At 67.7% G+C, this 11,125-nt stretch carries 9 protein-coding genes; 2 read left to right on the top strand and 7 right to left on the bottom strand.

Annotated elements, in window-relative coordinates; genetic code table 11:
- The 3 genes from lgt to Q4I23_RS04185 form a co-directional block, all read right to left on the bottom strand.
- A partial coding sequence (lgt, locus tag Q4I23_RS04195; protein WP_498525399.1) for a prolipoprotein diacylglyceryl transferase occupies positions 1 to 804 on the bottom strand: 804 nt, incomplete at its 3' end.
- A 58-nt stretch (positions 805 to 862) separates the two neighbouring features.
- Entirely contained in the window at positions 863 to 1,849 is a 987-nt protein-coding gene (gene rfaD / locus Q4I23_RS04190; protein WP_174440122.1) for an ADP-glyceromanno-heptose 6-epimerase, read from the bottom strand.
- Between the two features lie 123 nt (positions 1,850 to 1,972).
- Positions 1,973 to 3,673 (bottom strand): long-chain-fatty-acid--CoA ligase, encoded by a 1,701-nt coding sequence (locus Q4I23_RS04185; RefSeq protein ID WP_454020983.1) that lies wholly within the window; start codon positions 3,671 to 3,673, stop codon positions 1,973 to 1,975.
- 246 nt (positions 3,674 to 3,919) lie between these two features.
- Between Q4I23_RS04185 and Q4I23_RS04180 the strand changes: the two genes are divergently transcribed.
- Positions 3,920 to 4,453: a cold-shock protein gene (locus Q4I23_RS04180; protein ID WP_454020927.1), complete on the top strand. Its 534-nt coding sequence runs from the start codon at positions 3,920 to 3,922 to the stop codon at positions 4,451 to 4,453.
- 109 nt (positions 4,454 to 4,562) lie between these two features.
- A complete protein-coding gene (locus Q4I23_RS04175; RefSeq protein WP_454020928.1) occupies positions 4,563 to 5,225 on the top strand; it encodes a chemotaxis protein in 663 nt (220 codons plus the stop codon).
- A 6-nt stretch (positions 5,226 to 5,231) separates the two neighbouring features.
- Here Q4I23_RS04175 and Q4I23_RS04170 read toward each other — a convergent pair whose 3' ends face one another.
- The 4 genes from Q4I23_RS04170 to bioB all read right to left on the bottom strand — a co-directional run bounded on the left by Q4I23_RS04170 (position 5,232) and on the right by bioB (position 11,109).
- The gene (locus tag Q4I23_RS04170) at positions 5,232 to 6,314 is read right to left on the bottom strand and encodes a serine hydrolase domain-containing protein (protein ID WP_498525398.1); all 1,083 of its coding nucleotides are present in this window, start codon (positions 6,312 to 6,314) and stop codon (positions 5,232 to 5,234) included.
- A gap of 63 nt (positions 6,315 to 6,377) precedes the next feature.
- Positions 6,378 to 9,071, bottom strand: coding sequence for a pyruvate, phosphate dikinase (ppdK, locus tag Q4I23_RS04165; RefSeq protein WP_454020984.1), 2,694 nt, complete (start codon positions 9,069 to 9,071; stop codon positions 6,378 to 6,380).
- 279 nt (positions 9,072 to 9,350) lie between these two features.
- Positions 9,351 to 10,058, bottom strand: a complete 708-nt coding sequence (locus tag Q4I23_RS04160) for a DUF2270 domain-containing protein (RefSeq protein WP_149166239.1) — start codon at positions 10,056 to 10,058, stop codon at positions 9,351 to 9,353.
- A gap of 55 nt (positions 10,059 to 10,113) precedes the next feature.
- Entirely contained in the window at positions 10,114 to 11,109 is a 996-nt protein-coding gene (bioB, locus tag Q4I23_RS04155) for a biotin synthase BioB (protein WP_498525397.1), read from the bottom strand.
- Positions 11,110 to 11,125: the final 16 nt, after the last annotated feature.

Below are 11,125 nucleotides of genomic sequence, written 5' to 3'. Positions count from 1 at the left end.
CGTATAATCGTCGGCAGCGTCAGATGTGTATAAGAGACAGACACCGAACAGAACCATCGGCACCGACAGAAGTTGTCCCATCGTCGCCCCGGCGTAGAGGAAGCCCAGCTGCGCATCCGGCTCGCGGAAGAACTCCGCGATGATTCGCGACAGGCCGTAGCCGATGAAGAAGATGCCCGCCGTCATGCCGGCCCGACCGCGCACGGCCGGCATCCGCACCAGGATGGCCAGGAGGACGAACAGAACCGCCCCTTCCAGGAAGGCTTCATAGAGCTGGCTGGGGTGCCGCGGCACCTGCAGCGGGTCGCGCGGGAACACCACGGCCCAGGACACGTCGGGCGCCGGGCGGCCGTACAGCTCGCCGTTGATGAAGTTGGCGATGCGGCCGAAGAACAGCCCGATGGGGGCCGCCGCGGCGATCAGGTCGCCGAAGGCCAGTGGCGACAGGCCCCGCTTCCAGCAGAACAGCAGGATCGCGCCCAACACGCCGATCAGCCCGCCGTGGAAGGACATGCCGCCGTGCCAGACCATCAGCGCGTCGAGTGGATTCTGGAGGTAGAAGGGCAGGTTGTAGAACAGCACGTAGCCGATCCGCCCGCCCAGGATGACGCCGACCACGGCCCAGGTCAGGAAGTCGTCGTAATCCTCCGCCGAGGGGCGGCCCGGTGTGCTGCGGGCCAGCGCCAGGCAGTAGCGCCAGCCGAGCACGAAGCCCGCCAGATAGGCCAGCGCGTACCAGCGGATGACGATCGGCCCGAGTTCGAACGCCACGGGGTCGATGGCGGGGAAGGCGATGGCGAGCATGCGCGGCGGGTGCCTTATGTTGTTTGGGCGTTTCCCCGAACGGGGGGAGGCGGGACCGTCAGCGGTAGGGGTCGGGCTGCGACAGGAAATCCTGGACGTAGCGGCGCACGCCCTCTTCCAGCTCGGTGAAGGGCTGGTCGAATCCGGCAGCGCGCAGGCGTTCGGTGCGCGCCTCGGTGAAATACTGGTACTTGCCCTGAAGTTCAGCCGGCATGTCGAAATACTCGACGCGCGGCTCCAGCCCCAGAGCGGCGAAGGTGGCGAGCGCCAGATCCTTGAAGCTGCGGGCCTTGCCGGTGCCGACGTTGAACAACCCGCTGACCTGCGGGTTGTCGTACAGCCAGAGCATCACCGCCACGCAGTCGTCCACGAAGATGAAGTCGCGGAGCTGCCCGCCGTCCTCGAACTCCGGGCGGTGCGACTTGAAGAGGCGGGCCGGCTCCCCGGCCTTGAGCTTGGGGTGCAGCTTGGCGACGACGCTCATCATGTCGTCCTTGTGCCGCTCGTTCGGGCCGTAGACGTTGAAGAACTTCAGGCCCGCCCATTGCGGCGGCAGGATGTCGCCTTCCGTCACCACGCGGGCGACGCGGCGGTCGATCAGATGCTTGGACCAGCCATAGGCGTTGAGCGGGCGCAGGGCCGCCAGCGCCTCCGGCGACCCGTCGTCGTCGAAGCCGGCGGAGCCGTCGCCGTAGGTCGCGGCGGAGGAGGCGTAGATCAGCCGCGCCCCCCGCCAGGAGGACCAGCGCCAGAGGTCCAGCGTCAGCGCCACGTTGTTGGCGACGATCTTGTCCACGTCGCGCTCCGTCGTCGCCGAGATGGCGCCGAGGTGGAAGATCACGTCGATCTCGGCGGCGTGCTGGTCGAGGAAGGCGAGCGCGTTCTCCGGAGCGACGAGGGTGGCGAGTTCCCGCTTGGCGAGATTCTGCCACTTCTCCCCGTCGCCGAAGCGGTCGATCACCGCGACGTTGGTGATTCCGCGCGCGGCCAGGGCCGCCACGAGGTTCGAGCCGATGAAACCGGCCCCACCGGTGACCACGATCATGCGCTTTTCCTTGCCGCCGGACCGAAAGAAAGGACGAGCGTCCTTATAGGGTCCGGGGGGCGGGGCCGCAAGGTGGGGTGGGGCGTATGGCCACCCTGCGGTTCCGGAAGGGCGCGCTGCCCCTCATGCGCCCTTCCGCCGCTCCTCCTCCTCGTCGAGCAGGGCCTTGCGCGACAGCTTGCCGATCATCGTCTTGGGCAGCTCGCCGCGGAACTCGACCGCCTTGGGCATCTCGATGGGGGAGAGCTTGTCCTTGAGGAAGTCGATCAATTCCTCGCGCGTCAGGGTCTTGCCGTCGTCGACGCGGATGTAGGCCTTCACCGTCTGGCCGCGGTACTCGTCGGGCAGGCCGGCGACCACGCATTCCGCGACGGCGGGGTGCAGGTAGATCGCCTCCTCCACGTTGCGCGGGTAGACGTTGAAGCCGCTGCACAGGATCATGTCCTTGATGCGGTCGACGATGTGGGTGTAGCCGTCCTCGTCCATGTAGCCGACGTCGCCGGTGTGCAGGCGACCGTCCACCAGGGTCAGCGCCGTTTCGGACGGCTTGTTCCAATAGCCCTTCATCACCTGCGGGCCGCGGATGCACACCTCGCCCTTCTCGCCGACGGGCAGGACGCGGCGCGGCTCCTCCAGGCTGACGATCTCGATCAGCGTGCCGGGCAGGGGCAGGCCGATGGAGCCGGCCTTGTTCAGCCCGGTTATCGGATTCGCGGTGGCGACGGGAGAGGATTCGGACAGGCCGTAGCCCTCCACCAGGACGCAGCCGGTGTTCCGCTCGAACGCCTCCTTGACCTCCACCGGCAGGGGCGCGCCGCCCGACAGGCAGTAGCGGATCGAGGAGAGGTCGTATTTCTCCAGATGCCTGTGGTGGTTGATCGCCGTGTAGATGGTCGGCACCGCCGGGAACAGCGTCGGCTTCCTAGTGTGGATGGTTTCCATCACCTGGTCCAGCTCGAAGCGGGGCAGCATGACGATCTCCGCCCCGATGCGGATGCTGAAGTTCATCACCACGGTCATGGCGAAGACGTGGAAGAAGGGCAGAACGCCCAGCATCCGCTCCTCACCCTGCCGCGCGCCGACGAACCACAGGCTGCACTGCTCGGTGTTGGCGTAGAGGTTGGCGTGGGTCAGCATGGCGCCCTTGGGCACGCCGGTGGTCCCACCGGTGTATTGCAGCACAGCCACGTCCTCCGCCGGGTCGATGGCGACCGGCTTCGGGGCGCCGTCGTTGGCGACGAGCCGGCGGAAGGACAGGTGGCGGTCGTCCGCGGGGATGCGCGCCAGCTCCGCCCGCTTGACGATGGGGAACAGCCAGTTCTTGGGGAAGGGCAGGATGTCGGCCATCGGGCAGATCACCAGCCGCTTCAACCCCGATTCGGCGAGCATCCGCGCCATCTTGCCATAAAGCACCGTGAGGTCGAGCGTGACCATCAGCTCGACGCCGCTGTCGGTGATCTGGTGGTGCAGCTCCCGCTCGGCGTAGAGGGGGTTGAAGTTCACCACCGTCCCACCGGCCTTCAGGATCGCGAAGTAGCAGATCACGAAATAGGGCGTGTTGGGCAGGAACAGCCCGACGCGCACGCCCTTGCCGACGCCGATCGCCTGGAAGCCGCGGGCGGCCCGGTCCACCATCCGCGCCACCTCCGCGTAGGTCGAGCGCTTGCCCATGAAGTCCAGGAAGGGACGCTCGGCGAAACGGGCCGCCGCGTCTTCCAGCAGCGCGGTCAGCGGTTTCACCGGAATCGGCGCGTTCCAGTCCACATCGGGTGGGTAGCCCAGGGTCCAGCTCTGGTCCGGCAGTGTACGGGCCGCATCCCCCATCATCGTTATCCCTCCCATGATCGGTTCTTGTTTGTTTGGGCTTGTTTGCGGGCCTTTGGCGCATTGTAGCCCTTTTTGTAACCCCTCATCCGGAGAAATGGTCCCTGTGACGGTGCCGTCGCCAGAGGCAAACGGCGGATGTGAAGAAAAAATTACGCTGGAAACCCTATTTTCCGTGTGGCTAAATTCGTGTTCGGCGGACGATCCGCTTTCCACGCTTGCGCCTTGACCGAAAGGATCGGACCCTTGCCTTCAGCCGATTCGCATCCCAGCGACGTTCTGGATGTTCCCTCCTCAGGCGAAGCGGCTCCGCTCCGCGTTTCGGTAAAATGGTTCGATCCGATCAAGGGTTTCGGCTTCGCAGCACCGCAGGATGGGACGACCGACGCCTTCCTGCACATCTCTGTCCTGAACCGGGCCGGGCTGCACGAGATCGGCGAAGGGGCGGAGCTTCTGTGCCGGGTGGTTCCGGGGAACAAGGGGCCGCAGGTTGCTGACATCCTGGACGTTCTGAGCACCGGGACGCCCGCTGAAAGCCGCAACACGCGCCACGGCGCGGCGTCCGGCCCCGAGGAGGAGCTGACGGGCACCGTGAAGTGGTTCAAGCCGGAGCAGGGTTTCGGATTCGTCACGGCGGACGACGGGGCCAAGGACGTCTTCGTCCACAAGAGCGTCCTGCGCCGCTGCAACTTGACCGGCCTGGAGTCCGGCCAGCGGGTGCTGCTGCGGGCGCGCGCCGCGCCGAAGGGGCGGGAAGCGTCCTGGGTCGTGCTGCTGTAACGCGGTCGCGGACGCTGAAAGGTCGGCGGGGTATGCGGACTTGTTGTATTTTCTTTAATTGCCGTTGATTACCATCGTCCATGCCTTTGTCCCTTGCAGGCTGACAGTGATGCCTCTGTCCGGACCGCTTCACTTCCAATCCTCCGCCGGCGTCGACCGCTGCAGCGCGGACGGTGACGGGCTGCGCACCGACGGCAGCTACCTGGACAGTGAGTTCGGAGCCTATGTGGTGCCGGTGGTGCTGGGCCATCACCGGATCTCCAGCCGCGACGACGACATGCTGGTGACCACGCTCGGCTCCTGCGTCGCCGCCTGCATCAACGATCCGGTGGTCCGGGTCGGCGGCATGAACCATTTCCTGCTGCCCGGCTCTCCGTCCGGCGGCGAGGGCTTTGGCGTGGCGACCCGCTACGGCAGCGTTGCGATGGAATGGCTGATCAACGACCTGCTGACACGCGGCGCCCGGCGCGAGCGGATGGAGGTCAAGCTGTTCGGGGCGGCGCGCGTCATCGACACCAGCCTGGACGTCGGTGCCGCCAACGCCGCCTTCGCTGTGGACTATGTGCGGCGGGAGGGGCTGGCGCTGGCCGTGCAGGATCTGGGCGGGGACAAGGGGCGGCGCGTCCATTTCTTCCCGACCACCGGGCGGGCCTTTCGCCGTCTGCTGCGCCCCGAGGCGGAGCTGGAGACGGTGCATCAGGAGATGGACTATCTCCAGGCGCTGCGGCGCACCCCCGTGGAGGGGGAGATGGAGCTGTTCGAGCGGCGCTGACGGAAATCACTCGCGCAGGATTTCCGCGGCCTCCACGGTCATCCATTCCGCCTGGTCGTTGTCCTCGCCATCGGTGAAGAGGGCGACGGTCACCGCTTCCTCCCCCGGCTTGCGGGCGGGGAAGTGATAGGCGCAGGCCGACCCGCCAGGCCCGCCGCCGGTGTGTCCCCAATAGGGCCCAGCCTGCTCGTCGCGCTCCACCATCAGGCCGAGGCCGTAGCCCGGCTCCACCCAGGGGCGCCCGCGCATGGTTCCCGGCACCGGGGCGGAGTCGAGCATGCGCGCCGCCATGGCGTTGGGCAGCAGGCCACCCGCGAACAGCGCGTGGAGAAGGCCGGCGATGTCCTGCGCCGTCGCGGCCACGACGCCATGGGCCACCCAGCCGGGATGGTAGAGGGCGGCCACATCGGCGGGCGGACCGTCCTTGCCGCCGAGATAGGGGCTGGGGCCGGTCCATAGGCCGGACAGGTCGTCGCGTTCCGTCGGCACTGACCAGCCGGTCAGGCCCAGCGGGCGGAACAGCTCACGGTCCAGGGCCTGGGCGAAGGACAGGCCGGTGACCCGCTCCAGTACCCGCTTCGCCAGCAGGTAGCCGATGTTGGAATAGGAGAATTCCCGCCCCGGCGCGGCGAACAAGTCGGCGGCGCGGCAGCGCTCCAGGAAGCCATCCTCGCTCCATGGCTCCTCGCCCGCCCGCACGGCGGCGTGGTAGGCGGGGCTGCCGCCGTAATTGCGCAGCCCGGCGCGGTGGGCGAGCAGTTGGGCCAGGGTGATCCGGTCGGCCGCCGCGAAGTCCGGCAACCAGCGGTCCAGCGGAGCGTCAAGGTCGATCAGGCCCCGCTCGCACAGCCGCAGCAGGGCGGCGGCGGTCAGGGTCTTGGTGATGCTGTACACGAGAAAGCGGACCGTGACCGGCGGAGGCGCCGCGCCGCCGCGGGCGAGGCCGGCGGTCCAGGAGCGCGGACCCGAGCGAACCGCCACCACCGCGGCGCGGGCCGCGGCGGAGCCGTCACCCTCGTCGAGGCAGGCGACGAGACGGTCGGTCAACCGGTCGATGTGTGAGGTCGGAAGGGCGGGGTCAGTGTCCACGGAACCATCCCTCAAAAAACGAAGGCCCCCAGGGGTGGGGGCCTTCGCGTCGTCGGGTACCGGTCAGTCGCGCTTCACCGTGTCGGCGTCGAGCGCCGCCTGGGCGGCGGCCAGACGGGCGATCGGCACGCGGTAGGGCGAACAGGACACGTAATCCAGCCCGACCTTCTCGCAGAAGGAGATGGAGGCCGGGTCGCCGCCATGCTCGCCGCAGATGCCGAGCTTGATGTTCGGACGGACCTTGCGGCCGCGTTCCGTGGCGATGGCGATCAGCTCGCCGACGCCGTCCTGGTCCAGCGTCTGGAACGGGTCGTGCTCCAGAATGCCCTGGCGCTGGTACTCCGGCAGGAAGGCGCCGGCGTCGTCGCGCGACAGGCCGAAGGTGGTCTGGGTCAGGTCGTTGGTGCCGTAGGAGAAGAATTCCGCCGTCTCGGCGATCTCACCGGCCTTCAGCGCGGCGCGCGGCAGCTCGATCATGGTGCCGACCATGTACTCGAACGTGACGCCGGTCGAGTCCATGACCTCCTTGGCAACGCGGTCGACGACGGCCTTGAGGATGTCCAGCTCCTTCTTGGTGCCGATGAGCGGGATCATGACCTCCGGCATCACCGTCTCGCCCGTGGTCTGGGAGACCTCGGCGACCGCGCTGAAGATGGCGCGGGCCTGCATCTCGTAGATCTCGGGGTAGGTGATGCCGAGGCGGCAGCCGCGATGACCGAGCATCGGGTTGGCCTCGTGGAGCTGCACCACGCGGTGGTTCACCTTGAGCTGGTCGGTGCCGGTGGCCTTGGCGACCTCCGCCATCTCCGCCTCGGTGTTGGGCAGGAACTCGTGCAGCGGCGGATCGAGCAGGCGGATGGTCACCGGCAGGCCCGACATGATCGTGAACAGCTCGGCGAAGTCCTTCTTCTGGAAGGGCTCCAGCTTGGCCAGAGCGGCGCGGCGGCCGGCTTCGCTCTCCGCCAGGATCATCTCGCGCACCGCCAGGATGCGGTCCGGGTCGAAGAACATGTGCTCGGTGCGCGACAGGCCAATGCCCTCCGCGCCGAACTTCCGCGCGGTGCGGGCGTCCAGCGGGGTCTCCGCGTTGGTGCGGATCTTCATGCGGCGCAGCGAATCGGCCCAGCCCATCAGCGTGGCGAAGTCGCCCGACAGCTCCGGCTGGATCGTCGGCACCTCGCCCAGCATCACCTCGCCGGTCGAACCGTCGATGGTGACGATGTCGCCTTCCTTGATGGTGACGCCGCGGACCGACATGGTCCTGGACTTGTAGTCCACGCGCAGGTCACCGGCGCCCGACACGCAGGCGCGGCCCATGCCGCGGGCCACCACGGCGGCGTGGCTGGTCATGCCGCCGCGGGTGGTTAGGATGCCGCGGGCGGCGTGCATGCCGTGGATGTCTTCCGGAGAGGTCTCGACGCGGCAGAGGATGACCGCCTCGCCCTGGCCGGCCAGCGTCTCCGCCTCGTCGGCGGTGAAGACGACCTTGCCCGAGGCCGCACCCGGCGACGCCGGCAGGCCCTTGGCGATGACCTTGCGCTCCGCCTTCGGGTCCAGCGTCGGGTGGAGGAGCTGGTCGAGCGAGGCCGGATCGATGCGGCGCACGGCCTCGGCCTTGTCGATCAGGCCTTCGTCGGCCAGATCGACGGCGATCTTCAGCGCCGCCGGGGCGGTGCGCTTGCCGTTGCGGGTCTGCAGCATGAACAGCTTGTTCTGCTGGACCGTGAACTCGATGTCCTGCATGTCGCGGTAGTGCTTCTCCAGCGTGAGGCGGACCTCATTGAGCTGGTTGAAGACCTCCGGCATGACCTCTTCCATGGCGGGCAGGTCGGACTTGTTGGCCTCCTTGCCGGCGATGGTCAGGTGCTGCGGCGTGCGGATGCCGGCCACCACGTCTTCGCCCTGGGCGTTGACGAGGTATTCGCCGTAGAAGGCGTTCTCGCCGGTGGACGGGTTGCGGGTGAAGGCCACGCCGGTGGCGCAGTCGTTGCCCATGTTGCCGAACACCATGCACTGCACGTTGACGGCGGTGCCCCAGTCGGCGGGGATGTCGTGCAGCTTGCGGTAGGTAATCGCGCGGGCGTTCATCCAGGAGCCGAAAACGGCGCCGACGGCGCCCCACAGCTGCTCCTGCACGTCCTGCGGGAAGGGCTTGCCGAGCTCGTGCTCGACGGCCTTCTTATAGTCCTCGATGACGGCCTGCCAGTCGGCGGCGCTCAGGTCGGTGTCGAGGTTGTGGTTCTTGTCGCGCTTGTGGTTGTCCAGGATCTCCTCGAAGTGGTGGTGGTCAACGTCCAGCACCACGTTCGAGTACATCTGGATGAAGCGGCGGTAGCTGTCGTAGGCGAATCGGGCGTCGCCCGAGCGCTTGGCGAGGCCGGCGGCGGTCGCGTCGTTCAGGCCGAGATTCAGCACCGTGTCCATCATGCCCGGCATGGAGGCGCGGGCGCCGGAGCGCACCGAGACCAGCAGCGGGTTGGCCGGATCGCCGAAGGTGGCGCCCATGGCCTGCTCCAGCTGCTTGACCGCGGCGTCCACCTGGGCCTTCAGCTCCGGCGGATAGTTGCGGCCGTTGGCATAGAAATAGGTGCAGACCTCGGTTGTGATGGTGAAACCCGGAGGAACCGGGAGGCCCAGATTGGCCATCTCGGCCAGATTGGCTCCCTTGCCGCCGAGCAGGTTCTTCATGTCCGCCCGGCCTTCGGTGGCATCGGCACCGAAGCAGTAAACCCACTTGTTCTCGCCCTGGCTCGCCATCGTGAAATCCTCGTTCACCTCTATGGTCGTCCGGCCGTCGGCTGTGCGGGGAACCGGTGAAGATCAGCCCGGCGAACGGGTGTCCTTCTGGTATGACCGCGCAACCGCATCCGATGGAGCCCCTTCTAGCCCCCCGCGGAAGGAGAACACAAGACGATCCGTTGCATAGCGTGAGCGCGACGGTGCTGATCCCATTTATGCCACGGCGCGCAAAAGAGGCAGGTCGGACGGAAAACTACCCCTTATCCCTTGCGCAAAAAGGGAAATCCGCCGCGGCCCTCACGGACCGCGGGCAAGATCCAGAACGGCGTCGGTGGCCGGCGGCGGCGGGCGTTCGCGGTCGGCGCCGCGGCGGCTGCGGAAGGTCCGGAAGGCGATGGCCATCCAGGTGCCGTGGAAGGCGAGGCCGCAGAGCAGGACGATCTCCCCCGGCACCGGCCCGATGGTCGCCCGCGCGAACAGCTCGTCCAGGCTCGACAGCGGGACCGGGTGGATCATCAGCTTGCCCAGATAGGCCACCACCTGGATCAGGAAGATCCAGCCGTAGTTCCGCCGGAGCCGGCGGCCCACCGCCTCCAGGTAGGTGATGTGCAGGTTGGGGTTCTGGTAGTCCTGGAACAGCGTCTCGTTCCAGCCCCGGGCGAACTGATCGCCCTGGCCGCGCAGTATCGGGCCGAGGAAATACAGCTCCAGCACATGGGCGCGGATTCGCCAGAAGTCGAAGAAGCGGTAGCGCCGCGCCTCGATGTAGAGGAACACGGCGACCAGAAGCCCCACCAGCACCAGCGGCAGGGGGGAGGCGGTGGCGCTGCTGAAGGTCAGCGACAGGGCGATGCCGGTGGTCACCACCGCCCAGTTGGTGGTGGCGTCCAGCCGCGTGCGCCAGACGGTGCTGCGGTAGATCTCGGCCCTGTAGAGGTGCGACAGGGCCGTGACCTCGGCCGAGGTGTAGTGGGTCTTGGGTGCTTTGGCGGCGATGTCGTCCATGCTCGGCGTCCTCCCCCTTGGCGTTTCTTGCGCGGGGGCCGGGGACGCCGGCGCGTCAATGGGCGCCGCCGTCGGCCTCCAGCCCCAGCCGGTCGAACAGCCGCCGGTCGGCCTCATGCTCCGGGTTGCCGGTGGTCAGCAGCTTGTCGCCATAGAAGATGGAGTTCGCGCCAGCGTAGAAACAGAGCGCCTGACCCTCGTCGCTGAGCGAGCGGCGGCCCGCCGATAGGCGGACGTAGGAACGCGGCATCAGGATGCGGGCGACCGCGATGGTGCGGATGAACTCGAAGGCGTCCAGCGCGTCGACGTCGCCCAGCGGGGTGCCGGCGACCGACACCAGCTTGTTGATCGGCACGCTTTCCGGCTGCGGCGACAGGTTCGCCAGAGTCTCCAGCAGTCCGGCGCGGTCCACCCGGCTCTCCCCCAGCCCGACGATGCCGCCGGAACAGACCTTCAGCCCGGCGTCGCGGACGTTGGCCAGCGTGTCCAGCCGGTCGCGGTAGCTGTGGGTGGAGACGATCTGCTCGTAGAACTCCTCCGACGTGTCGAGGTTGTGATTGTAGTAGTCGAGGCCTGCGTCCTTCAACGCGTCGGCCTGCGGGCGGGTCAGCATGCCCAGCGTCATGCAGGCTTCCAGCCCCAGGTCCTTCACGTCGCGGACGATGTTCGCCAGCTTCTCGACGTCGCGGTCCTTCAGCTCACGCCACGCAGCACCCATGCAGAAGCGGCCGGCGCCCGCCTTCTTGGCCTTCTCCGCGGCGGCGCGCACCTGGGCGCGGTCGAGCAGCTTCTCCGCCTCGACGCCGGTGTCGTACTTCACGCTCTGCGCGCAGTATTTGCAATCCTCCTGACAGCCGCCGGTCTTGATGTTCAGCAGGGTGGAGAGCTGGACCTTGTTCGGGTTGTGATGCTGGCGGTGCGTCTCGTGGGCGCGATGCAGCAGCTCCACGAAAGGCAGCTCGAACAGGGCCAGGATGTCCTCGCGGGTCCAGCGCCGGGCGGTGGTGGAGGCGGCAGTGGAATCCGCGGTCTGCATGGCGGTGTCGGGCATGGTCGGTCCTCGGGAA

The organism is Azospirillum sp. UFLA03-27 (genome assembly GCF_059803775.1).
This window is presented reverse-complemented; position numbering and strand designations above follow the sequence as displayed.

Coding starts and splice junctions, on each gene's coding strand:
- rfaD (WP_174440122.1), bottom strand. CDS start 1,849: ATGATCGTGGTCACCGGTGGGGCCGGTTTCATCGGCTCGAACCTCGTG.
- Q4I23_RS04185 (WP_454020983.1), bottom strand. CDS start 3,673: ATGGGGGATGCGGCCCGTACACTGCCGGACCAGAGCTGGACCCTGGGC.
- Q4I23_RS04175 (WP_454020928.1), top strand. CDS start 4,563: ATGCCTCTGTCCGGACCGCTTCACTTCCAATCCTCCGCCGGCGTCGAC.
- ppdK (WP_454020984.1), bottom strand. CDS start 9,071: ATGGCGAGCCAGGGCGAGAACAAGTGGGTTTACTGCTTCGGTGCCGAT.
- Q4I23_RS04160 (WP_149166239.1), bottom strand. CDS start 10,058: ATGGACGACATCGCCGCCAAAGCACCCAAGACCCACTACACCTCGGCC.
- bioB (WP_498525397.1), bottom strand. CDS start 11,109: ATGCCCGACACCGCCATGCAGACCGCGGATTCCACTGCCGCCTCCACC.